Origin of the sequence: Paenibacillus sp. 2TAB26 (assembly GCF_052115145.1) — a bacterium.
Lineage (GTDB): Bacteria > Bacillota > Bacilli > Paenibacillales > Paenibacillaceae > Pristimantibacillus.
Window position 1 is genome coordinate 1 of record NZ_JBFRGC010000030.1, and the last position, 23,686, is coordinate 23,686.

Annotated in this window: 22 protein-coding genes; 1 reads left to right on the plus strand and 21 read right to left on the minus strand. The window is 44.2% G+C overall.

The annotated features are described in order from the left end of the window. Positions 1-359: 359 nt before the first annotated feature. From AB4Z50_RS28320 to AB4Z50_RS28355, 8 genes are all read right to left on the minus strand, one after another. Positions 360-896, minus strand: coding sequence for a hypothetical protein (locus AB4Z50_RS28320; RefSeq protein WP_441884624.1), 537 nt, complete (start codon positions 894-896; stop codon positions 360-362). Between the two features lie 163 nt (positions 897-1,059). Next, entirely contained in the window at positions 1,060-1,587 is a 528-nt protein-coding gene (locus tag AB4Z50_RS28325) for a GNAT family N-acetyltransferase (protein WP_441884626.1), read from the minus strand. 149 nt (positions 1,588-1,736) lie between these two features. Further along, complete coding sequence (cysI, locus tag AB4Z50_RS28330) at positions 1,737-3,461, minus strand: assimilatory sulfite reductase (NADPH) hemoprotein subunit (RefSeq protein ID WP_076269293.1); 1,725 nt, start codon at positions 3,459-3,461, stop codon at positions 1,737-1,739. 52 nt (positions 3,462-3,513) lie between these two features. Then, a complete protein-coding gene (locus AB4Z50_RS28335; RefSeq protein ID WP_441884756.1) occupies positions 3,514-5,376 on the minus strand; it encodes an assimilatory sulfite reductase (NADPH) flavoprotein subunit in 1,863 nt (620 codons plus the stop codon). A gap of 340 nt (positions 5,377-5,716) precedes the next feature. Then, positions 5,717-6,505 (minus strand): undecaprenyl-diphosphate phosphatase, encoded by a 789-nt coding sequence (locus AB4Z50_RS28340; protein WP_441884629.1) that lies wholly within the window; start codon positions 6,503-6,505, stop codon positions 5,717-5,719. A gap of 51 nt (positions 6,506-6,556) precedes the next feature. Further along, positions 6,557-7,870 (minus strand): hemolysin family protein, encoded by a 1,314-nt coding sequence (locus tag AB4Z50_RS28345; RefSeq protein ID WP_441884631.1) that lies wholly within the window; start codon positions 7,868-7,870, stop codon positions 6,557-6,559. A 30-nt stretch (positions 7,871-7,900) separates the two neighbouring features. Beyond that, positions 7,901-8,260 (minus strand): Lin0512 family protein, encoded by a 360-nt coding sequence (locus tag AB4Z50_RS28350; protein WP_076269289.1) that lies wholly within the window; start codon positions 8,258-8,260, stop codon positions 7,901-7,903. A 47-nt stretch (positions 8,261-8,307) separates the two neighbouring features. Beyond that, the gene (locus AB4Z50_RS28355; protein ID WP_441884633.1) at positions 8,308-9,456 is read right to left on the minus strand and encodes a DUF3900 domain-containing protein; all 1,149 of its coding nucleotides are present in this window, start codon (positions 9,454-9,456) and stop codon (positions 8,308-8,310) included. 250 nt (positions 9,457-9,706) lie between these two features. Between AB4Z50_RS28355 and AB4Z50_RS28360 the strand changes: the two genes are divergently transcribed. Continuing rightward, complete coding sequence (locus AB4Z50_RS28360) at positions 9,707-10,633, plus strand: methyl-accepting chemotaxis protein (RefSeq protein WP_441884635.1); 927 nt, start codon at positions 9,707-9,709, stop codon at positions 10,631-10,633. Positions 10,634-10,761: 128 nt separating this feature from the next. On the opposite strand, the gene AB4Z50_RS28365 is transcribed toward AB4Z50_RS28360, so the two are convergent. The 13 genes from AB4Z50_RS28365 to AB4Z50_RS28425 form a co-directional block, all read right to left on the minus strand. Beyond that, entirely contained in the window at positions 10,762-11,256 is a 495-nt protein-coding gene (locus AB4Z50_RS28365; RefSeq protein ID WP_441884637.1) for a shikimate kinase, read from the minus strand. Between the two features lie 129 nt (positions 11,257-11,385). Continuing rightward, positions 11,386-11,868: a hypothetical protein gene (locus tag AB4Z50_RS28370; protein ID WP_441884639.1), complete on the minus strand. Its 483-nt coding sequence runs from the start codon at positions 11,866-11,868 to the stop codon at positions 11,386-11,388. A 255-nt stretch (positions 11,869-12,123) separates the two neighbouring features. Then, positions 12,124-12,498, minus strand: a complete 375-nt coding sequence (locus AB4Z50_RS28375; RefSeq protein WP_441884641.1) for a VOC family protein — start codon at positions 12,496-12,498, stop codon at positions 12,124-12,126. Positions 12,499-12,682: 184 nt separating this feature from the next. Then, on the minus strand, positions 12,683-13,762 hold the full coding sequence (locus AB4Z50_RS28380; protein WP_441884643.1) for a nitric oxide synthase oxygenase: 1,080 nt from the start codon (positions 13,760-13,762) through the stop codon (positions 12,683-12,685). 14 nt (positions 13,763-13,776) lie between these two features. Continuing rightward, a complete protein-coding gene (locus tag AB4Z50_RS28385; protein WP_441884645.1) occupies positions 13,777-14,610 on the minus strand; it encodes an EcsC family protein in 834 nt (277 codons plus the stop codon). Positions 14,611-14,687: 77 nt separating this feature from the next. Beyond that, positions 14,688-15,350: a molybdate ABC transporter permease subunit gene (gene modB, locus AB4Z50_RS28390; RefSeq protein ID WP_441884647.1), complete on the minus strand. Its 663-nt coding sequence runs from the start codon at positions 15,348-15,350 to the stop codon at positions 14,688-14,690. Positions 15,351-15,400: 50 nt separating this feature from the next. Further along, the gene (locus AB4Z50_RS28395) at positions 15,401-17,482 is read right to left on the minus strand and encodes a HelD family protein (RefSeq protein ID WP_441884649.1); all 2,082 of its coding nucleotides are present in this window, start codon (positions 17,480-17,482) and stop codon (positions 15,401-15,403) included. Positions 17,483-17,562: 80 nt separating this feature from the next. Beyond that, positions 17,563-17,853 carry a DUF1294 domain-containing protein gene (locus AB4Z50_RS28400; protein WP_339209079.1) on the minus strand — a complete coding sequence of 97 codons (291 nt, stop codon included), beginning with the start codon at positions 17,851-17,853 and terminating at the stop codon, positions 17,563-17,565. 66 nt (positions 17,854-17,919) lie between these two features. Then, entirely contained in the window at positions 17,920-20,460 is a 2,541-nt protein-coding gene (hrpB, locus tag AB4Z50_RS28405) for an ATP-dependent helicase HrpB (RefSeq protein ID WP_441884652.1), read from the minus strand. A gap of 27 nt (positions 20,461-20,487) precedes the next feature. Further along, complete coding sequence (locus tag AB4Z50_RS28410) at positions 20,488-21,312, minus strand: hypothetical protein (protein ID WP_441884654.1); 825 nt, start codon at positions 21,310-21,312, stop codon at positions 20,488-20,490. Positions 21,313-21,334: 22 nt separating this feature from the next. Beyond that, on the minus strand, positions 21,335-22,285 hold the full coding sequence (gene corA, locus AB4Z50_RS28415) for a magnesium/cobalt transporter CorA (protein WP_441884656.1): 951 nt from the start codon (positions 22,283-22,285) through the stop codon (positions 21,335-21,337). A 175-nt stretch (positions 22,286-22,460) separates the two neighbouring features. After that, positions 22,461-22,904 carry a GNAT family N-acetyltransferase gene (locus tag AB4Z50_RS28420; RefSeq protein ID WP_441884658.1) on the minus strand — a complete coding sequence of 148 codons (444 nt, stop codon included), beginning with the start codon at positions 22,902-22,904 and terminating at the stop codon, positions 22,461-22,463. A gap of 44 nt (positions 22,905-22,948) precedes the next feature. Further along, complete coding sequence (locus AB4Z50_RS28425) at positions 22,949-23,662, minus strand: adenosylcobinamide amidohydrolase (protein WP_441884660.1); 714 nt, start codon at positions 23,660-23,662, stop codon at positions 22,949-22,951. Positions 23,663-23,686: the final 24 nt, after the last annotated feature.

Below are 23,686 nucleotides of genomic sequence, written 5' to 3' on the forward strand. Positions count from 1 at the left end.
GTTGATCGGACTCCACACCTTGGTAAGATAGGACGAAGGAATGTAAGGGCTTAGACCCGTTGAGATTTGGGAGAGTGAATCCCAAGGACCTTGTGGAGAGAGGCGTGCAGCAAATCTTTCTGAGGAAGATGTTGTAAATAGACCAACACTTTCTATTCCCGCATGCCCTCAAACGGAACTGCCTAGCCCATGTTATGTAATCATTTAAACTCCTATTTAAATCTATATGTGAAATCCTGCGAATTCGCGAGTATTCGTGAGAAAAACCTTATTCTCTGAGGGAGCTTAATAAGAAGAGCAGGCCACTAAGCGCCTGCTCTTCATGTGCGTTATTCAACTATCGTTCTTCGTTAGTTCAATCATTTCCTACTTTCTTCTTCAAACTCCTTGATTAACCCTTGGGACCTTTTCATTGCTTCCTGCCTGTCTTTCGCTGGTGCTGTAATCATATATCCGTTTGATGGGGACCACTGGCCATCATCATTCATAACTTTAATTGTAAATTCAGAGAATTTATCATCAGTATATACCCAACCGTATGTAAAAATATTAGGCTCTATTCTACCTTTATCATCTATGATTCGAAAAGCGGAAAAAATGGTTGTAAAATTATGACCATCGTAATGCAACTCTAATTTTGTTCTATCTTTAGGAATTTGAGGAACCTTACTTCCTTCAAAGTCAATTTCACCTTTAAAGCTTCTTTTTCCATTTATATGATTTTGCAATTTCCCATCAAGATGTACTTTTATACGCTCGGTTATTTCTTCCGTTCCTAATTGATAATATACACCATTGATGGTCTCTGAGTACTGCTTAGGTATCAAGTACCAAATAGAGAATACACTTAGAATTATTGCAAATGCAGTAAGTACAACAGTAATTTTTCGCTTCATTACACACCCCCTTTATTTTTAGGCTCTTCCTTTAATAATCATAAACATATTCACTAAGTTGCACTATCCTGCCCGTTCGCTTCATGAAGCATCGTCAGTCTAACACTTTATTTTTCAGTCTAGAACTTTTTTTTCTTCTGACAAGAATAGCTAGCTGCATTGATTATAGGTCTATCCAAAACCTATTAATAATATTGCCATTTTCCTCTACAAATTCTGATTCCATCACGCCACCGTTTTTTAAAATCGTTTTTTCAGAGCCGATATTCCCTTTATCACAAACAACTAGCACTTTTTGATGGCCCCAATCTTTTAACAGCTCCAACGTATTTGATAATATGATATTGGCATACCCTTTTCTTCTCTCCGATGGACGAACGCCATATCCGATATGGCCGCCTTGATTGAGCAGTTTTTCATTTAAGCGATGCCGAATATTAACCGCTCCTACAATTAAGTTGTCCTCACTAACGAGCCAATAAGTGGAATGAGGAACACGATCACTGCTTGATATTTTGGATTCAGTATCTTCAGCATACAAAAAATCTATCATGGCATTAAAATCTTCCGGTTCTCTCTCAATGACCCACGGCACCATATCTTCACCGCTCTTTATCCAGTCCTCATAAAAGGATATATACGCGTCGCGGTATTCGATCGTTGGTTTAATTAATATCGCTGATTTTAGCATAAGCACGCTCCACTCCGATGATTTTTACCAAATTAACACATTTAATGAATAGGGTCAATCTTATTTCATCGATGATTCATCGTGCTCTTCATAACAAAGAAGACTAAGGCATATCGCCCTAGTCTTCTTTTGCTTAAATTATACTTATATTAGTTATGGAATTGTTGACCATCATGAACAGCCTTTACATAACCCGCACGGATTACGAAATCTCCGAAATGCTCGCCCGTTTCCCGTTCCTTCGCATACTGATTAATAATCGGTTTTAAAGTATCGAGAATTTCGGTCTCGTCGATATTTTCTCGGTAAAGCTTGTTTAGTCTATCACCTGCATAGCCCGCGCCCATATACATATTGTATTTGCCGAGTGCCTTGCCGATAAATGAGATTTCTCCAAGCGCTGGTCTTGCGCAGCCGTTCGGGCATCCAGTCATCCTAATGTTGATCTCCTGGTCACGCAGTCCTGCTTCATTAATAATCGGCTCCAGCTTATCGATCAGTGTTGGAAGGTAACGTTCTGCTTCCGCCATAGCAAGACCGCAAGTAGGCAACGAAACACAAGATAATGAGCTTCGGCGCAGCGCAGAGTGCTGCGTACCGTCCGTAAGTCCGTATTGCTCTGCTAGCTCCGTAATTTTGCGTTTCTTCTGGCTGCTAACATTACCAATAATAAGATTTTGATTCGGAGTAATGCGGAAGTCGCCAGTATGAACTTTGGCGATTTCGCGTAAACCCGTCATCTGCGGGTTGCCTTCTTGATCCTCTATACGTCCGCTTTGGATAAACAACGTCAAATTCCATTTGCCGTTGCTTCCCTTTAGCCAGCCATAACGATCTCCGTTATTTTGGAATTGATAAGGACGCACCTCTTCAAGCTGCCAGCCAAGACGGTTTTGCAGCTCGGTTTTGAACCATTCAATTCCATGTCGGTCAATCGTATATTTAAACCGCGCGTTTTTGCGAACCGAACGGTTGCCATAGTCACGTTGAATCATAACGGTCTTCTCGGCAAGCTCCACAATTCGCTCCGGCGGACAGAAGCCAATCACTTTACCAAGCTGCGGATAAGTCGTTGTATCGCCGTGTGTCATCCCCATACCGCCGCCAACGGAAATGTTAAAGCCCTTCAGCTTGCCATCTTCCACGATTGCAATGTAGCCGATGTCTTGAGAGAATACATCTACATCATTAAAAGGCGGAATCGCAAATCCAATTTTGAACTTACGCGGCAAATATACAGGTCCGTAGATCGGCTCTACTTCCGCCCCATCCTCTTTACCATCAATTACCTTTTCTCCATCCAACCAAATTTCATGATAAGCGCGAGTACGCGGTGCCAAATGATCATTCACTTGACGTGCCCAGTAGCTTACTTCCTCATGATGGTTCGATTGAAAAGGATTTGGACTGCACATAACGTTCCGATTGACGTCACCGCAGGCAGCAAGTGTTGTCATCAGCTCGCTATTGATTTTTTGAAGCGTAGGCTTCAAATTCCATTTCAAAATGCCATGCATTTGGAACGTTTGACGTGTCGTGAGACGCAAAGTCCCGTTGCCGTACTTGTGAGCTAATTCATCCATGGCTAGCCATTGATCAGAGGTTGCTACACCGCTTGGCAGTACCACCCGGATCATGAATTGAAATGCCGGCTCCAGCTTCTGCTTTTCACGTTCATTGCGCAAATCTCTGTCATCCTGCATATAACTTCCATGAAACTTCAACAACCGATTGTCATCCTCAGGTAAACCGCCTGTAATCGGATTGCTCATCGTTTCTACTAATGCTCCGCGCAAATAGTTGCTTTCGCTTTTGATATGCTCAACTTCACTCGGCGGTCCACCGATAGGTTTTACCAACTGCTCTTTCGCCATTGTTGCTGTCTCCTCTCGCAATCATTCAAGTACTCATGTTGTTATCTATTTATTAATAAACATCACGTTGGTAGCGTTGTTGATCCTGCATATCATTCAAATAAGCTGCCGCTTGCTCAGCGCTTAATCCGCCCTCTTGCTCAATGACAGTTAATAGAGCCGTATGCACATCATGTGCCATATGTTTCTCATCACCGCAAATATAAACAAAAGCGCCGGCTTGAAGCCATTCGAATAGTTCACGGCTCTTCTGCAGCAAACGATGCTGTACATATACCTTCTCTTCCGTATCACGGGAGAAAGCCACATCAAGTTTGGTCAAAACGCCGTCTTTAAGCATTCTTTGCCAATCGGTCTGATATAGGAAATCCGTAACAAAGTGGCGATCACCATAAAATAGCCATGATTTTCCTTCTGCGCCAATTTCCTCGCGCTCTTCAAGGAATGCACGGAATGGAGCAACACCAGTACCTGGACCAATCATAATAATCGGAGTATTCGTATCCGCAGGCAGCTTGAAATTCGGATTTTGTTGAATATAGATCGGCAGACTGTCGCCTGGTTGTACACGCTCTGCACAATGGACGGAGCATACCCCATAACGCTCACGACCATGAGACTCATAACGAACAGCTCTCACGGTAAGATGAACCTCATCCTCATTCGCTTTAAAACTGCTGGCAATGGAATAAAGTCTTGCAGGCAGCTTACGCAAGATAGTAACAAATTGTTTTGCGCTTCCTTGCCAAGGCTCAAAATCCTGCAATAAATCAAGCAGATCCCGACCGTTAATGTAGCTTCTAAGCGCTTGTTCTTGCCCTTGAGCTAGCAGTTCACGAAGTGCTGAGTTTGAAGTCAGTTCGGCTGCTTGCGTGATCAGCGGTTTCGTTAGAGCTGTAATTTCATAATACTTAAGTAGAGCTTCACGCAATGAGCCCTGCTCACCGCTCTTATTGACCGGAACAACTTCTTCAGCATTCCAATTCATTTGCTTAATAATTGCATCCACTAGCTCTGGATGATTTTCCGGATAAATACCAAGGCTATCCCCTGGTTCATATTGTAAATTAGAGCCTTCAAGCGACAGCTCCAAATGACGAGTTTCCCGATCAGAGCCTCGGCCATTCAAGTTAATATTCGCAAGAACTTCAGCCTTAAAAGGGTTGTTTCGCGAATAGGCGGATTGTTCTGGCGTTGTTTCGCTGCTTGTTTGCGCTATAGCTGCAGTCGTTCCCGAGGCAGCATTCAAACGATCATTTAATGAGCTGATAACCTCTGCTGACCAGCCAGCAACAGCCTCATCGTAATCGAGATCACAATCTACACGAGGAACAAGACGTTTTGCACCAAGCTCTTCAAGACGTTGATCAAAGTCTTTACCCGTTTGACAGAAAAATTCATACGACGTATCGCCAAGCGACAAGACAGAAAAGCTTACGTTTTCTAACTGTGGAGCTCGCTTGCTGTAAAGGAACTCATGGAAGCTCTTCGCATTATCCGGCGGTTCTCCTTCACCATGAGTACTGACAACCAAAAACAGGTTTTCGACTTTTTTCAAATTATTCGTCTTAAACTTGTTCATTGGCGCAAGTGTTACTTGCAGACCCTGCTCTTCCAGCTTGCGCGATAAGCTGGTAGCTACCCGCTGGCAATTGCCGGTTTGAGAGCCAAACAGTACAGTAACCTCACGGGAAACCACTGGTTGACTGATAGCCGAAATGACTTCTGCAACTGCTGCTCCCTCGGAGACAGCGTGCACATCCGCACTAATCGTTAACGGACCTGCTGATGCTTGACGAGCGAACAAATAACCTGTGAGCCAAATTTGCTGAGACTCCGTTAGTGATGGTACAAGGCGATTCAGAAGGTCAACTTGCTCTTGATTAAAAGGACTGTTCGTTACCTGAAGTTGCAACAATATCCACCTCTCATAAACATAAAATCATCATTAGTTTTCATAGTTAACTTAAAATTAGTGCTTCAGTAGTGCTTCAATAATTATTAACCTAACATAATCAGACAAATCCATCAACGATGATTTCATGCTCCTAAATTACAATTTTATGGAAAAAGATCGTTATTCATCCACAAAACAAAGAAATCAGGGCAATTTGCCCTGATTATCTCGGATTTATTAGAAAAAATGATCGATTGGATATAAATTAATGATAGTTGATCCAAGCGAATATTTGCTACATTATATGTAGTTGAAAATCATTCTCGATAATTTTGTCGAAAAGCAGTGTTTTCTCCATTTATAAAATAATAAAATAAAAAAGTGCTGCGAGCGCAAAACGATAATAAGCAAACCATGAAAGCCTAATTTTTTTCATCATGTTTATGAACGTTACGACCGCAATCATACCTACAACAAATGCAGCTATTAGTCCAATTAGAAATAGAGGCAAATCCGACATCGTGAGAAACTCTCGGCTTTTAAGTAGGTCTATTCCGCTCGCTCCAGCCATAATCGGGACGGATACTAAAAAAGTAAACTCTGCCGCAGCCTTCTGGCTTACACCAAACAGCATGCCGCCAGATATCGTCGAACCTGAACGCGAGAAGCCCGGCCATAATGCGAGTATCTGAAAACATCCTACAGCAAAGGCTTGCTTGTAAGTAATGTCATCAAGCTCCTCTGCAGTCGGCTTCTTTCGTACACGATCGGCGATAATCATCAGTATTCCGCCCGCTACAAGACCAATCAGCACTTTCTCAGCAACGAACAACTCGCCTTTTATAAACGAATGAAGCAGAACAGCACAAGCTCCCGCCGGTGCCATTGCAATAATGATGTGAAGAGCATTCAAACCCGAATTTTTGCCTACCTTGAAATTAAGTAAACTCGCAAACCGATTTCGGTATAACACAAGCACAGCCAGCACTGCGCCAAATTGAATGACCACCTCAAAGGTTTTCGCTCGATCACCTGTAAAATTCAACAGCTCCGCTGTTAAAATCAAGTGACCCGTTGATGAAACTGGTAAAAACTCAGTAAGGCCCTCCACGATACCCATAATAATCGCATTAATTAGATCGCCCAACGCCCAATCTCCTCCTAGAAATAGACTGAAAATTACTCACTCTATACAAGCCTATGCATGTCCGTAGGTTCCCATTTCATTTTCGATCAAATCGGTATGAATTTCGATTTTTCGGATTCGATTGTCGTCACGTTCACGAATAATGAAGGTCATATTCCCATAGGTCCACGGCTCTCCGATAGGAAGCTCGGGCTTCTGATTAAAGAGCCAACCGCCTACTGAATCTACTTCTTCACTTTCAAGATCAGTTCCTGCAATTTCGTTCCAATCACTAATTAGCGCCTTGCCGTTAACCAAATAACGCTGCTGCTCAATGTATTCGATTTCTTTCACTTCATCCTCATCGAACTCATCACGGATTTCCCCTACAATTTCTTCTATGATGTCTTCGATAGTGATGAGCCCCGCCGTTCCACCATACTCGTCCAATAGAATTGCAATTTGAACGCGTTCCTGCTGCATTTTGCGGAGCAGCTTATTGATCGGCATGACTTCAGGAACTGACATAACGGGCTGAAGCAAGGACGTTACATCGATATCTCGGTTTGTTTCATAGCGGAGAAAAAATTGCTTTGTATTTAATATCCCAATGATGTTGTCTTTGCTTCCTTTGGCCACAGGGAAACGTGTGTATTGCTCTCTTATTATAATTTCGAGGTTCTCCGCGCGAGTTTGATCCACATACAAACAGGCCATATCCGTCCGAGGAACCATAATTTCTCTCGCAAGCCGCTCATCAAACGCAAAAATCCGGTTTACATAGCCATACTCACTTTTATTAATTTTCCCGCTCTCATAGCTTTCCGACAAAATAATGCGGATTTCCTCTTCGGAATGAGCCTCATGCTCATTCGCTGGCTTTAAGCCCAGCAATCTTACCAAGGAGTTCGCAGATCCGTTGAGAAGCCAAATAAACGGATACATCACCTTATAAAAAACGATTATAATTGGAGCTGTAAACTGACTGACTTCTTCCGATTTAATGATGGCTAACGTTTTGGGAGCAAGTTCTCCTAGCACGACATGCAAGTACGTTACAATGATGAAGGAAATGACAAACGAAAGCACCGAGCTTAGCTCGCCCTCGATATGTATCCGATCAAATAACGGGTGCAATATAAGCTCAATCGTTGGTTCTCCCAACCATCCAAGGCCAAGCGCTGTAATCGTAATGCCGAGCTGGCAGGCAGATAAATATCCATCGAGCTTGCTCGTTACCTGCTCAACCGCTCTAGCATTTTTTATGCCCTCTGCTACCATCTGATTGACGCGGCTTGATCGCATGCGAATAATTGCAAATTCAGTCGCGACAAAAAAAGCTGTAAATACAAGCAATAATACGAATAGTGCAAGCTTTAAAACCATCGTCTTCTCCCTTTTGCAATGGAGATGCTACTAGTAGCCCACCTCAACCGATGCATTAACGATGTAAATCAAATCGTTTTTATCATCTTTGTCCGGCAGTACTACACCGCTAGTCGTCAGCATGCCGCCGTGTATGACTTCTACAGTCACTTGTCCATACGGCAGCACTGCTTTCACCTGCTCAACGTCAAGAAGCTCATGATCACAAGGAAGTGCAAGCCTTACCCGCACCTTCATGTTATCAAGCGTTCCTCCTGGCAGTACGGATCGCAGTCCGGGCATCGAGTTATGATGAATCGCGTTTTGTACCGCGCGCACCGATGCCTTTGTAATATTTTGACCGTGTAGATCGCATCCCATGCCTATTTCTATAAAAAATAAGTTGTCCACTTAAATATCCTCTCCTTCAAAGTGAAATTTCATACGTACTAGATGACTTACCATGGAACATCATCGTTATTGCCTGAGCCTTCTCCAGCAGGGGTGTAGCTATATCCGGAATCCGCATCCTCAGCAGGCTTCTTGCTTCCGATACGCGGCATAACATCAACCAGATCAAGCGGCTGGACGAGCTCAACCGGCGACATGCCTTTATCGAATTGGAAGGAATCCCCTTCAATTACGACGACGTAACGTCCGTTATGCTTGGCAAAATGGATGCTGTCGCCAAAGTCAGCAAGCAGTCCTTTTACTGTAACGTCGCCTAGTTTAAATGTAAAAGGTAAATCCGGCTTCTGCTCTACTAATGCCGCTGCTGCAACTTCTACCTGCTCCGGCGTCCACCACTCCTGAAGGTCGCGCTTCTCACTTGCCGCCCACACCTCAACCGCATTTTCTTCCTCGCGGCGCTCCGAGCTTTCATCCTCTTGCCACTTATCCGCAATATATTGATGAACCATCTCCACCACTTGCTCACCCATGACCTCAGGCAAAGGCTTCTCATAAGAAACATATTTTAAGAAATCTTCAAAATATCGAGCGTGCGACGCCTGATGAATTTTTAGCTCCCAATGCTCTAGCATGCCCTCCTCTGGCATATGCGGATACTGAATCGATTTGATACTGCGAGCAGATATCGCCATCTCCACCTGGGAGATTAGGCTTTTTTCATCCGAAATACGAGCAATCTTAGGCTCAAAATCACATTTCAGCAAAAATAAAAACGGCTCATCGAAATACGTATTAAGCTTGGATAACGCAATAATAAATGCGCCTCCTCTTACTGCACTCGTATCCATGTAGATTCGAACGAGCTCGTCGGCAATGCCGATAAAGCGCTCCTTGGAATCCGCGTCACGCAGCCGCTGAAATAAATTGTAGTTCTGATTGCTGCCGAGTTCATAACCGGGCTCAACCATAAATCGTCCAATCTTCGTTGGCGCGCCTGCTGAGTTAGGATTGCGCTCTACTTTTCTTTTGACGATCCGTTTAAATTCATCATCCAAAAACCTTTGAATTTCACTATCTTCATATGTGTCCTCTTCTAAAGTCTGATAATGTTTAAACCGTTTTCCTGATGATGAGGCACTCTCTTCACCATCGGTATGAATAACGAAAAAGGATAAATATTGCATATTAAAATCCACGTTTATAATTCCTCCAAACAAGCTGATGTCATCTACTTAGAATAGCATATCTCGCCTCTTCGCGACATCAGATGAGAGAACCAATCACATTAATCTCTCAACTGAATCTGATAGAATTTCAAACATGTTCCAAGTGTATTTCAAACCCTTGATAATAATATCTTGCACAACATGTACAATGTTTGTAGAATGTTGTGAAGGCTATTTTTGCTTACTATAAGCATTCGAACGAATGAAGGAGAATCTCGACATGACAGAACGTAACACCATGCTACATATGACTACCCAGGTATTGGACAAGCGAGCTGTTCTTACAGCTATTGAGCAGTCGCTCGCCATGATCGAATTCGATGTTCAAGGGAAGGTTTTATGGGCAAACGAAAATTTTGCGCAAGCTATGGGATATCACTCCTCAGAAATGCCAGGCATGCTGCATAAGCAATTTTGTTCGCAACAATTTGTGAATAGCACTGCGTATGCCAAACTCTGGGAAGACTTGCGCAATGGACTACCCTTTCAGAATAAAATTTTGCGGATTACAAAAACCGGAAATGCAATCTGGCTGGAGGCCACTTACATGCCGGTCAGAGATGAAGAAGGCCGTGTTATTGCGATTTTAAAAATGGCAACCGATATTAATGCCCGCGAACAGGCTACTTCTCAGATGACAGAAAATTTGCTAAAAATGTCCGAGGAGCTGCTCAGCCGTGCCCAAGAAGGGATATCACACAGCCAAGAAGTGGAAGCGGCAATTGAAAGAGTGGCTGTAGGTGCAAGCGATAATATGACTGTTCTCCACCTTCTGGAACAACAAACAAGCTTCATTCGTAAAATCGTTCGTACCATCCGCGATATTGCTTCGCAAACGAATATTTTATCTTTAAATGCGGCAATCGAAGCTGCACATGCCGGTGAGCATGGCCGGGGCTTCAATGTGGTCGCGATAGAGGTGCGCAAGCTGGCTGGTCAAGTCCAGGAAGCAACCAAAGAAGTAAATGGGTATGTGGAAGATATCGTAAACCATGTTCATGAGGTCGTAAACGGCACCAAACTCTCACAAGAGGTCGTTGCGGAAAGCCAGCTGCGCATTCAACGGGCTGTCGATGAATTCATCAGCATCGGAGAAGCGGCGCGGCAGCTGGATATGCAGGCGAAAGAGCTTAAAAATACGATATAGCAATCATCTTCAGCATGGCCCGAAATGAGATGAATATTATTCTCCCGTACGGCCTCAAGCTGTTTCTACTCCCCTTACACGAGTAATTATGTAATACATGTTAACATTAGGTGCGCTATTTCGCTCCTTTATTCCTGCATGCTCTCTATAATCTCACTAACACAACGTTCGATATCCTTATTTGAGCAATCAAAAGTTTTATCACTATACTTCATGTATAGCGGCAATCTTTCCTCATAAACGTCCTTCAGGCTATTTCCTTTCTTCATTACAATCCCTCTGGTTGTTATGTTTATGAGCCGCTTTTGAATTTCTTCATATGGGACATGCAAATACACAATCTGCCCAACCTGTTTCAGGGCATTCATAGCTTTATTTGAATAGATAACACTTCCACCTGTAGAAATAACACAGTTTTTCAGTTTCAATTCAGAAACTATTTTCTCTTCGATTTCCATAAATTTGACGATACCATCATGATCAATTATTTCTTGCAGCAACCTACCTTCTTGTTGTTGAATAACAAGATCTGTATCGATAAAATCCATTCCTAAAGCTTTTGCAAGCAGCACACCTAAAGTGCTTTTACCCGCTCCTGACATACCGAGTAGTACGATATTCATATTTTTCCTCACCTTTGTAATGCCTCCATCTTCCCCTTTAAATAAATCGAACTAAATCTCAAAGTAGCACGGGAAGGCTGTCATCCTACCGACTGCCTCGTTCAGTTAATTGTTCAGATCATTGTTAACCTAATCCTTTACACCGTTTGTCAGCCGCTTGTTGATTAACTCATCAATTTGATTGATCGCTTCTTCACTTAAGAAATATGACTTTTGTACTTCAAGATCTGTAATCATTTTTAGAGGTTTGCTATTCCAGTATCGAAATCGTTGCTCAGAGGATGTATATTTTAGGACAATGTCGTAGTTCGGTCCGATAGCAACAACATCCCCTGTAGCTCTAACCGCATCTTTTATTGCATCTGAAAATGCTTGAAATTCATTTTTCTCGGTAAGAGTCGCTAGTGGTTTAGGCATTGGCTCTAAATCTATGCCATCAGGTTCTATGATAACTATTTCCTTTATTTCATTCACTGGCAATTGTGACAATGGCAAATTTTCTTCAACTACAGTATTTTCAGAAGTTCGGTCTGATGCTGCGGGATCAGACTTTGTGGAACAACCAGATATACAAACCGTAATAAACAATACCAAGCAGACAAACTTTTTCACAAGAACCCCTGCCTCTCTAACATTCAAATTAAAAGTACACACATCTACTTCGACGTATATTCATAATTTTATGTTGCGTAATTTTTGAGGATCTCCTGCTAAGATTCGCTCGATTTAAGCTTTTCTTAGCAATCGTTTAGGGTAATAAAAAGAGCAGGCTGATTAGCGCCTGCTCAACAATTTGTGTAATTAAGTTATGATACCCCAGCTAATAAAAGTCTATCAGTTGATTACAGTTTACCAAAATTAACATTCCTAGATAGTATGTGCGACCAACATATTGCCATCAGGATCAAAAAATTTCAAAAACCTTCTTCCTTCCTCGCCTTGCGGTGATTGTGGGTTACCGTGTACCTTAACGCCAGCTTCAGATAGCTTTCTGCAAAGCTCATCCATATCCTCTACCTGAAAACCGATGCTCGGAAACGGTTCGCCGTTAACTGTAAACGTTGATGATTCCTTATCTGAAGACTGCCATAAAAAGATATGTGTTTTATCTTCCTTAAAGCCTATAATAGCAAATTCACCGAAATTAGCATGTAACGTACAATCGAGATTGGTAATATACCATAAAGCTGCATCCTCCAAGTTTTTCACTGGAATCTGTACATGACTAATAAATTTTCCCATAAAGAGCCTCCTTATTTTTTTAGTCTCCTATTAAAACAATCAGGCATTCATAATTTTCTCTGCAAAAGCCAGTTCATCTCAAAATTCGACTTCACATGCTTAAAATAAAAAAATAGAGGAGATTAGCCCAATTCATGAGCTAACATTCCTCTATTTATCTTACTACATTTCATACATTATTTCCTTAATATGGAGCAGCTTGCGCTCGATAAGCAGGCGTTCGTTCCGTATCATCAAAGCTGCGATGCCATATGCCCGTTGTAGCGGGTGACATAGGCGGTATAAGCCATGACCAACGACCGGTCACAGCTCTACCCTGCTCCTGCTCTTGCTTCTCAAAACGTAGAAACTGCTCCGATGCTGTATGATGGTCAACAATGCTGACGCCCTGCTTTTTGAATGAATACAGTACAGCTACATTAAGCTCCGTTAAAGCACGGTCCTTCCATAACGAAGTATTCGTTGACATATCAAATTGAAAAAGCTTTGCAACATTCGGCAGCTGATTATAGCGACTGGTGTCCGATAGGTTTCTCGCTCCGATTTCAGTACCCATGTACCATCCATTAAAAGGAGCAGCCTTATACAAAATTCCACCAATTTCAAGCTCCATATCGGATATAAAAGGAACGGCGTACCACTGCAATGCGAGCTGCTCGAACTCCTGATTTTCAGGATGCGTCAACGCAACCTCTAGCACGTTCTCTTTAGGCAGTTCATACCATTTAGGCGATTTTCCTGAAAGCGAAATGACTAGCGGAAGCACGTCAAATCGACTACCTTCCCCCTTCCAGCCCAGCTTCTCACAAACAGCTGTAAAGGCTGCGGAGGCAGGATCGCCAATAATAGCTTCCCCCTCGCGGTAACCTGCATAACGTACAAGCTGATGATTCCAAATTCTTACGTTATTTTGGGAGTGGCTGGCTGGAAAAATCGTAATAGCTGGCCTAATCCTACCTCCATTTGTTGCATAGCTCATATGTTGGAAGATTCGTTTTGCAGCGTCTTGTTCATCCACTATATCGCGTGCATCGAATACTTCCAGCGTCTGCCAAAACAATCGACCGATACAGCGGTTATTGTTCCGCCACGCCATCTTTGCACCATGCCTTAGCTCTTCATACGTATGTGTATAATAACCAGTATCCTCTAATTGCTTCAGCACTTCATCAATTCGCCGCTTCGCTTCTTCTTCGGTTTTTCCAAGCTCATAATACGCTTCACCTAGAAAAGCAATCGCTTGCTCGGCTATGGTCTTTCTCATGCTGCTCGTCGTCATTATGCTTTCGCCTCATTTTCCCCCAGCTTTATCAATACTCTGCGTTTTCGATACAGCATGGTTGCTGCTTCTGCAACATCATTCAACATGCCCCGATTAATGAACGCTCCGAATAACATGCCTGCCACAGGTATCATTTGAAATAGCTTCTTCCAGCCAAAATTGTCCCGATAAACAGCAACCACTTCACTCCAGCCCTGCAGCTGCGACAGCATTTGATTGCTTCGGTTCACTTCCTCATAAGCACTGAGCTCATCAAGTATCGCTTTTTTTCCTACAATATCTGAAGAAGCAAATTGCATTACTTTAACTGCAAATACACGTTCTTCCTTGCTTTTTGGATCAAATCCGTAGCAAATCGCAATTTCTTGAATGATCTTCAGCGATAAACCGAGTATTGCTGGAATATCGATCGCTAATGTAAAAATGCCGCCAATTCCTGTCGTTGCCCCTTGAAGCGTGGCCATTTTCGAACGACTGGATGCCAATTGCTCAGCAGTTAAGTTTAAAATAGACAACGGCATATTAGCTATATCGTTAATGGTCGTCTCTTCATGATCGGCTCCAAGAAGCACATCGTTCTGAGCCGCATTTTGATGCAGTTTATCAATAACCGAACGCTCCGAAATCAAATATTTCCCGCCATTTTGAATATAGCTTCCGATCTCATCCACTGCAAGTCCAAGTTTTTCCTGTATAAACTTTGGAGTAATTTTGTCGAGCAGCATAAATGGCAAACGCCCAAGCTTTTCCCAAAACCATAAATCCTTCTGTTCTTTTTCCCATTTCTCTATTTCAAGCAAAGCAGATTTCAAATTTTCTGGTGAATCCATGACAGTAGGCATCTTCGGGCACGCTCCTTCTCCGCAAGTAATACGCAGAAAAACTGGATTCGGATTCGTCCTTCACATTATTGTTCCAATTTGCGTCCCGTAAACAGCAGCATGACAAAAGAGAACGAAATGATAGCTATCGTCCAAGCCCAAGCCATTCCCATTTCACCCGTCTCAACAGCGATGTAAATAGCAGTTGGTACTGTCTGCGTGCGACCTGGTATATTTCCTGCAATCATCAAGGTTGCGCCAAACTCGCCAAGGCCTCTAGCAAATCCTAGCAGGTATGCCGTAGTCAGTGATCGTTTAGCAAGCGGCAGCGTGATATATCTCAGCACCTGCAGCTCACTGGCTCCTGCTGAACGTGCAGAATCCTCAAGATGGCGATCGACGGAAAGAAAACCAACCTTCATCGTCTGATAAACGAGCGGAAACGCAACAATGACCGCCGCGATAACCGCGGCGATCCATGAGAAAACGATAGGTTGAGCAAATAACCACTCGTACGCTTTACCAATCCAGCTCCCTCTTCCAAGCGTTATGAGAAGAATGAACCCAACGACGGTTGGGGGCAGGACCAGCGGAAGCATGAAGAAGGTTTCTATGATACTTTTGCCTTTAAAAGAATGCCGTGACATGAAGCGTGCTACGAGCATTCCAATAATGGCAACGATAATGCTAGCAATAATAGATACTCTCAAAGAGAGCCATACTGGCGGCAGCCATTCGTCCCAGTTCATAAATAAGTAGCCTCCGGATAGACGTTATGTTGCTGCCTATTATATCGAAATTAAGCTTCGTCGCCCAGCAGTATTGTGAGTTTTCCGCGATAAAACAGCTTAAGCTTATGCAAGGCGCGCGTGCATCCGACGTACAATAGCTTYGCATCAAGCTCAGAATAAGCTTCCTCGCTCGCATCTGCTACAAGAACGGCATCGAATTCCAAACCTTTAGACAAGTAGACAGGTACTACAGACAGGCCGCCGCCATATGCAGGTTGCTTGCTCTGCACTAACGAAGCATCCAAACCTTGCTTAATCAAGAAGTTATAAATTTCTTCGCATTCAATCGCTGTACGGCCAATGACAGAAATCGTCTCATATTCCGCCTTCGATTGCCATTCACGGATAGTACCTTCAATGGAAGCTAACCAATTATCGTTTTCAACTGGTACTGCAAGAACGGCATCTCCGCTTCGGAAAACAGGCACCGCAGGTTTGACTTCACCGATCATGCTTCCTAAAATTTTGTTGGCAAATTCAATAATTTCCATTGTCGAACGATAGCTTCGATTGAGCTCATAAAAGTCAATCTGCTCTTCATTAAACAAAGCGGTAAGCTCTGTCCAGCTTTGTACGCCTGCGTAGGCATGAATTCCTTGCTGCAAATCGCCTAGCACGGTCATCGATGCCGTTCTTTGACACAGCCGCAGTACTTCCAGCTGAAACGGAGAATAATCCTGTGCTTCATCTATAACGATATGATCGAAAAACTGCTTCGGCAATCCAAATAGCTGAAGCTGGATATAGGCGAGTGGTGCCAAATCCTCCGCAGCAGCCATTTCTTTCTTTAATCGTTCGGCAGTTGCAGCTGCGATAACCTTAGGAATACGGCTCTCAAGCTGTTTGCCGCTGAATAACGAAGCATATAGCTGTAAAGAGGTATAGGCCGGAATTTTTTTGGTGTAGCTATTAAACTTAGTGAGCGCCTTCGCTCTTATTTTTTTATCAACAATCCGCTTCATCTTAAGCTCGGACTCCATCCAGCGACGAATTCGACTAACCAGTCGATCCCGTTTCTTCATGAGCGTCTCTTCGCCATAATCGGTATCATACCACTCGCGAATTTGCTCTGGCGACAGCTCAAGCCCGTCAATTGGCAAAAAAGATGTCGTTGGCACAATCCGTTGCTCAAAGTTAGCGATCCGCTCATCTATAATTGCTTTAAAATCGAGATTCCCTTTAAAACGTCCGGATGCATTCTCCACTTCTGAAGCGGTTCTGCGTTCTTCGAACCAATAAGCCATCGTTTCAGACGGATCGCTGACAGTTACTGTTTTCTCAAGGAGCTCAAGAGACCAGTCACTGAATGTCGTTTGCTGAATATCACCCACGCCTAGCTCTGGCAATACACCGGATATGTAGTCTAGGAACATTCGGTTAGGTGCAAAGATAATCATACGCTCCGCTCGCATCCGATCAGCGTACTGATAAAGCAAGAAAGCAAGTCTATGCAGCGCAACGGTCGTTTTACCGCTTCCCGCGACGCCCTGTATAAACAACGCTTTGTTACGATCCGCACGAATAATACGATCTTGCTCGCCTTGAATCGTAGAAACGATATCACGCAGCTTATTATCCTTGTTCTCTCCTAAGCGATACAAAAGGAATTCATCCGTTACCGAGCCTTCTTCTTGGCCGCGTACATAACTATCAACCAGACGAATGATTTCTCCCTGGCGGATCATGAAATTTCGCTTTAAATGGACATATCCTTCAATTTCTCCGTCAGGCGATTGATAAGAAGCTGGCGCTTCTCCGCCTGTGAAGGAATAAAACAAGCTTGCTGCTGGCGCACGCCAATCGATGACAAGCAGCTCATTGCTGCCTTGCTTTGCCACACCGGCTTTTCCAATATATAAGGGCTTTGTTTCGCCCACTGGCAACTCTTGAAAATCAATGCGGCCGAAATAAGGCTCACGCTTCGATATTTCAAGTCTAAGTCTACGTTCCTCTTGCTGTAAATCGAGCATTTGCTCTGTGAAATCATCGCCTTTGTAGCGTGGACCAATTTCTTGAAGCTGATTTACAATATCATTCAGCGACTCGGTTAATCGATCCTGCTCTTCTTGATAGGCACTTTGAACGGTCATGTCAGTTACCTCCTAAGTTTGTGGTGTGCAAGAAAAAAAAGAGAAGCCCCAATATACCATAGGAAGGCTTCTCAAAGCAATCAAGAGTTTACAGTCATTCCAATAAGCTTGGCAGCTCCTAGAATGAGCAATATATTTAAGACAAACAGAAAAGGAATTCCTACTGTAAACGAGCGATGTTTTGTTTTATGACGCCATTTTTTCATCGCAAGCCATGTTCCGCCTGCACCGCCAATGGCACTCAGCAAAAACAATCGTTTCTCGGGAACACGCCTGCGCTGCTTCTTAGCGCTTTTCTTATCAAAGCCCATAAGCGCAAACGTGTAAATATTTATAAACAGCAAATATAGTATGACTAAATAAATGATCATTGCTTTGGCACACATCCTCTCAGAATAGGGAGATTTCTCGTGCTTAGGCAGAAACAGCTGAGTCCCTTATGTGTTTCTCGGCTTCGCTCGATTCGTCGGCATCGCTGTGTAAGGATCATCCGGCCAATAATGCTTCGGATAACGTCCTTTCAAATCCTTCTTTACCTCGAAATACGTATTCTCCCAAAAGCTGCGCAAATCACGCGTGACTTGAACCGGTCGCTGCGAAGGGGATAAAAGATGCAGTGTAACCGGCAACCTGCCCCTTGCTAGTCGTGGTGTATCCGTAAGGCCGAATAGCTCTTGTAACCTTACAGCGAGCACAGGCGACTCCGGATCACTGTAGTCTATCGGTATGCGAGAACCGCTAGGCACAACGATATGGGTAGGAACCTGCTCATCAAGCTCCTGTTTTTGCTTCCAGCTAAGCTTGCCTTCAAGCAGCTGAAGCATGGAGAGCTTCTGTAAATCAGCACGGCTCTTCATCCCAAATAGATGCGGCTTCAGCCACTCTTCGAGCGTGCCGAGCAGCGCTTCATCGGAAGCATCGGGCCAATCATCGCCAGCCAGCGCCATGAGCCTCATCCTTGCTTTCAGCTGCTGCGCTTGCTTGCTCATTGGCAGCATTACAAATCCAATTTCCTGAATCGCAGTAATCAAAGCATCCGCTACAAGTTGTTCATCCGGTTTCTGAAGAATGGTTTCTTTCATCACAATACTGCCAAGTCGCAATCGCTTTCTAGCACGAACAGCTTGTGCAGCAGCATCCCACTCTACGACCTCTTCAGCTGTTATATAGCCACTTAGATAATGCTCGATATCGCTTAGATGAAGTTCAGCCGCTAACCGTATCCGGCTTTCGGAGCCTGTATCATCGAGCTCGCAAGCAGCAAGATAAGCTGAACGCGATAGCGGCTGAAGTTCAGGCAGTACAGCTCCTCTGCCGTTAGCTAATAAATATCGGCCATCGCTGCGCCTTTGAGCGATTCGGTCCGGATACGCAAATGCCAGTAAAATGCCAATTGGAATAGGCGACTTGTGCTGAGCTGTTTTTTCAAAAGCTGTCTCGGCAGCGGTTTGCGCTGACAATTTCCGCTCCCATTGATCCGCTTGCGCGATAATTCGGCGTACTGCGCCTCTGCTGGGATGCTCGGAGCTGCCGCCCATCAGCAGTTTGCCATCTTTTCCGGACAGCTGATATAACAAATCCAACCGTAGCTGCACATCTACATTGCGCTCCTGTGGAAGTAAATCACGTTCGCTTAGCAAAGCTGCTGCATCACATGCGAGTCTTGCAGAACCTAGCTCTGAAGCCTGCAAAATCATGGCACCGAGCCGCGGATGCAAACCAAACTGTGCCATTTTCACTCCCGCGGCTGTTGGTTTACTGTCACCGTCTATTGCGTTTAGCTCTTTCAGCAAAGCAACCGCTTGCTCATAAGCAGCTGCAGGCGGCGGCGTCAACCAATTAAGCTCCAGCGGATCTTTTATTCCCCAAATGGCTAGCTCAAGGGCTAGGGAAGCAAGATCTGCCTCAAGCAGCTCGGGTGTACTCTGTTTCGGCAAATAAACTTGCTCTTGCTCTGTCCATAACCGATAACAAGCACCTTTAGCCAACCGTCCAGCTCTCCCTCGGCGCTGATCCGCGGAAGCGATCGAAACAGGCAATGTTTCCAGCCGAGTCATGCCTGTTCTTGGAGAAAACCGGGGAACTCGCATTAAGCCGCTGTCTACCACAACCTTAACTCCTTCAACGGTCAGACTTGATTCTGCAATGGAAGTCGCAAGCACAACCTTGCGTTCGCCATCAGTACATGGAGCAACAGCCGCATCTTGTTTCTCGAGCGGCAAGCTGCCATGCAGCTCCTCTACTCGAGCAAATGAAGATACGCCGCTCTCCATTAACCATCTGGCTGTGCGGCGTATCTCTGCAACACCTGGCAAAAACGCTAATACATCTCCATCAAACGAAAGGAGCGCTTCCATAATCGTTCGTGCCATGTGGGGCTCTATAGGTCCCGTAAGCTTTGCTTTCATGTACTGTGTCTCAACAGGGAAAACCCGGCCTTCACTGCTAATAATTGGTGCACCCTCAAGCAGCTCGGCAATCGGCTCTGCATCCAGCGTCGCTGACATAATAACGAGACGTAAATCATCTCTTAGCAATTGCTGTGATTGCAAGCAAAGCGTTAAGCCAAGATCGCCATGCAAGTGCCGTTCATGGAATTCATCGAACAAGATTGCCCCAACCTGCTCGAGTGCGGGGTCCTCCTGCAGCATGCGCGTTAATACACCTTCCGTCACCACTTCAATGCGTGTAAGCGAACTAACCCGAGAATCTAATCTCACCCGATAACCAACCGTTTCACCAGCCTTCTCGCCAATCGATTTTGCCATAAACTGAGCGGCTGAACGTGCGGCGAGTCTTCGTGGCTCAAGCATTATTATTTTTTTGCTTCCCAGCCATGGCTGATCAAGCAGCGAAAGCGGAACACGTGTCGTCTTTCCTGCTCCCGGCTCTGCGATCAGCACCGCATTCACACCGCTTTGGAGAGCCAATAGCAGTTCCGGCAATACCTGATCAATCGGCAATTGCTGTTGATTCATGCTGATTGCTCCTTATCTTATCTCAACTCATTTTACGATCCGGATCATTTGTACAACCGGTCTGTTATCTCCAGGCAACGATGCCTTGCTGCCAAAAAGCTGGGACGACCCGTCACCATCTAGAAATATGCCGTCAACCAGCTTTCCATCGCCAACGCTTGATATAATCGCTTCTCTAAATACAGCAAGCGAGTTTTTCGTTTCACTAACAATTAAATATAACGCCCCTGCTTGATCGTACACCGCTGCCGATCGCAAGCGATTGTCATCTGGGAACGGCGCATTTTCCTTAACCGACTGCTCAATCCAATGTGCATCATCGCCTAAGCTCATGCTAATACCGCCTTGTGCCCAGAAACGTGTGTGATCCTTCACTTTTATCTCGGACGCTTGGCTTGCAACTTGAACGCTTAATGAATCAGAAGCGCCGTCCCAAACGAGTGTGCCACGCGCATATTTTACGTTTTCGCTTCCCGTTCCGAAATTGCCAATTTCCTTATTAACCGGAATGCTATTCACGACTCCGATGCTTAACAGCTGGTTGCCGTAAAAAAATCCGCCGTTAATGCCGACCTTCCCGGTAAGGGTAACATTTGTATTGATCGTTTCAAGCGTGACATATGCGGGCTTTGTTTGCAGTACGTGCAGCTTTACCCCACTAGTTGAAGTCTTTGAAAAATAGGAGTAATGCAATGCTTGCTCAGACTTTGAGAGATTAACCGCATTGCGATTTCCGAGTGAAATAATCATTAAATAAAGCATCACGACGAGTACAAGCATAATGCCTGCCATAATGCCGACTATGGTGAACAGCCGCTTTTTGCTCATCCGAGCAGGTTCTTTCATTTCCATTGCTCTCCAAGCTCCTTAACTTTCATTTAAACCAACCTTTGCTTCGGAACCAAGCATACATGCCAAGCCCGATGACGAGCATAATCGTTATGACAGCAAAATAACCCCACGTCCACTCCAGCTCAGGCATATTTTGAAAGTTCATGCCATAAATGCCTGCTAAAAAAGTGAGCGGCATGAAGATCGTCGTGATAACGGTAAGAGTTTTCATAATGGAGTTCATCCGATTGGAGTTAAAGGAAATGAAGCTGTCACGAAGATCTGCCGTCATCTCTCGACTTGAATCCATCATTTCAGTCAATTTGAGCAAATGATCATAAATATCATGATAAAAGGCCATATAAGGCTTCAGCCCGTCAATGCGATCGGAATTCGTTATACGATACAATAAATCACGCATGGGGACAATCGTTTTGCGCAAACGCAGCAGCCTAGAACGTATGTTGAATATATCGCTCATAGCCGTTTGACTTTGTTCGTCGCCGCTTCCGATTTCCATGTCAAGAAGCTGGTCTTCCAGCTCATGAACCGCAGGAAAATATTGATCAACCAGCTTGTCTATTACGAGATATGCCGCATATAGCTGGCCTTTGTCGCCGATCTTCGTGCTCGATAATAGCTTAGTTTGAGCTTCCTCAATCTCTGGTGATCGCTCATAATGAAACGTAACAATAAACGATGGACCGATGAACATATTGATTTCATTTACGGTCAACGTCTTACGCTCAATTTCGTGCAGCACAAAAAAATGAATATCGTCGTAATGATCTACTTTCGGCCGCTGAAGCAAATGGTAGCAATCCTCAATAGCGAGCGGATGAAAATGAAAAAAGGTATCGAGTAGTCTGCACTCCTCTTCCTTCGGGTTACTAAAGTCGACCCAATACCAGTCAAGCTCAGGCGAGTTTAGATCTTCTATCGTTAAATCAGTTAACCATTGCTTTTGTTTTGTATAACCTACTATTTTAATCAAAGGATGTTCCTCCGTTCTAAGCGGCACACGATCGATCTTATGACCGATTGTTCAACTTTATCATTTTACACGATTTCACAATCGCTGTAATGTAACTCCGCTATTTTATTCCGCTGCTTCTTTTATATTTATCAATGAGCATTCCCTCTAATTGGCGCCTTGCATGTACGCTGTTTCATTGTTTAAGCTGCATGTTCGTATAATAGGGTTCAAAACCACAATTCGTCCAAAATTGTTGCCCTCGCGGATTGGAGGCCAACACATCAATCGTTACTTTGGCACCGCTAGGAAATGAGTCGCGGACTAATTGTTTTAATACTGCGCTTCCATAACCATGGCTCCGATGCAGTCGAGCGATGTAGTACTGTCTGAGATTAACATTTGACTCCTCTGGATAAAAATCATCTTCCCTGATTTGATATACCGCATAACCTAAAATAGCAGAATCCTTCTCAAACAATGAAATCTCCCAATCGCTTGACAGCCACCCAAGAAATCTCTCTTCAAGCTGCGCGAGAGTCATTGGATTACGGCTGCCTTCATCCTCGATAAGCTCTTTGTTCATTTGAGAGAGAAGCTTAAGATCATCGATCGTCGCTTTTCGTATCCAAAATTCCAATTCGCATACCTCCTTATAGAAATTATGGCGAAGGTCGTTAATCCTTAGTCATCATGCTGCGTTCGTGTTGCTTCTAGTACAGTCTCATAGACCGCTTCTCCAATCGCGCACCCAATTGTCGTAGCTGCACCAGCATACGCATGAACCGCATTCCAGCTTGCTGCTTGACTAACCGCTACGACAATGGCATCCGTTGTCGTCCCCGTAGCTGATTGTCCTGTTTCCATCTCAACGATGCCTAAATGCTGTAATGCTGCTGTTTTTGCTTCAGTTGCTGTTATGACCGCATTCACCATAGCTGATTCAGTCATTTGACCATCGATTAAAATAACAATATTGATCGTTCCTGGAGAATAAGCAGAGAAGGTACTTCGCGGCATACCAGATCTTGCTGCATTTCGTGTGCCTACCGTCGTACAGCAGATAAGCTTAAACCGATCGCCTTCCATTTCAGTGATTGATGCATGTGTCAGCTTCGCTGCTGTTAATAATCCTACAGTAGCTTCTGGTTCGCAGCCCCATTCCGTACATTGATTAATGATGTCGAGAACAGGATCTTCACATTGATAAGTAAGCGGAACTTTCCAATTAACAATACGATTGGTATAAGAAAAGCCGCCCGGATGAATCGCGCTGCTTAGCGCATACAAAGGAACATTGCTGCTTGCTTCAATGCGGTCCTCAAGGAGCTGTAAGCTTACGCCGCACCACAGCTGTGATTGATAATAATGCTGGTCTTTGCGAAAGGGCTGTGTCAATGCTTTCCCTCCTTTGGCTGTCAC

What these genes read in the sequence shown, in the direction of transcription:
- AB4Z50_RS28320 (WP_441884624.1), bottom strand. Translation starts at nt 896, where the DNA reads ATGAAGCGAAAAATTACTGTTGTACTTACTGCATTTGCAATAATTCTA.
- AB4Z50_RS28325 (WP_441884626.1), bottom strand. Translation starts at nt 1,587, where the DNA reads ATGCTAAAATCAGCGATATTAATTAAACCAACGATCGAATACCGCGAC.
- cysI (WP_076269293.1), bottom strand. Translation starts at nt 3,461, where the DNA reads ATGGCGAAAGAGCAGTTGGTAAAACCTATCGGTGGACCGCCGAGTGAA.
- AB4Z50_RS28345 (WP_441884631.1), bottom strand. Translation starts at nt 7,870, where the DNA reads ATGGTTTTAAAGCTTGCACTATTCGTATTATTGCTTGTATTTACAGCT.
- AB4Z50_RS28360 (WP_441884635.1), top strand. Translation starts at nt 9,707, where the DNA reads ATGACAGAACGTAACACCATGCTACATATGACTACCCAGGTATTGGAC.
- AB4Z50_RS28365 (WP_441884637.1), bottom strand. Translation starts at nt 11,256, where the DNA reads ATGAATATCGTACTACTCGGTATGTCAGGAGCGGGTAAAAGCACTTTA.
- AB4Z50_RS28375 (WP_441884641.1), bottom strand. Translation starts at nt 12,498, where the DNA reads ATGGGAAAATTTATTAGTCATGTACAGATTCCAGTGAAAAACTTGGAG.
- AB4Z50_RS28380 (WP_441884643.1), bottom strand. Translation starts at nt 13,762, where the DNA reads ATGAGAAAGACCATAGCCGAGCAAGCGATTGCTTTTCTAGGTGAAGCG.
- AB4Z50_RS28385 (WP_441884645.1), bottom strand. Translation starts at nt 14,610, where the DNA reads ATGGATTCACCAGAAAATTTGAAATCTGCTTTGCTTGAAATAGAGAAA.
- modB (WP_441884647.1), bottom strand. Translation starts at nt 15,350, where the DNA reads ATGAACTGGGACGAATGGCTGCCGCCAGTATGGCTCTCTTTGAGAGTA.
- AB4Z50_RS28400 (WP_339209079.1), bottom strand. Translation starts at nt 17,853, where the DNA reads ATGATCATTTATTTAGTCATACTATATTTGCTGTTTATAAATATTTAC.
- hrpB (WP_441884652.1), bottom strand. Translation starts at nt 20,460, where the DNA reads ATGAATCAACAGCAATTGCCGATTGATCAGGTATTGCCGGAACTGCTA.
- AB4Z50_RS28410 (WP_441884654.1), bottom strand. Translation starts at nt 21,312, where the DNA reads ATGGAAATGAAAGAACCTGCTCGGATGAGCAAAAAGCGGCTGTTCACC.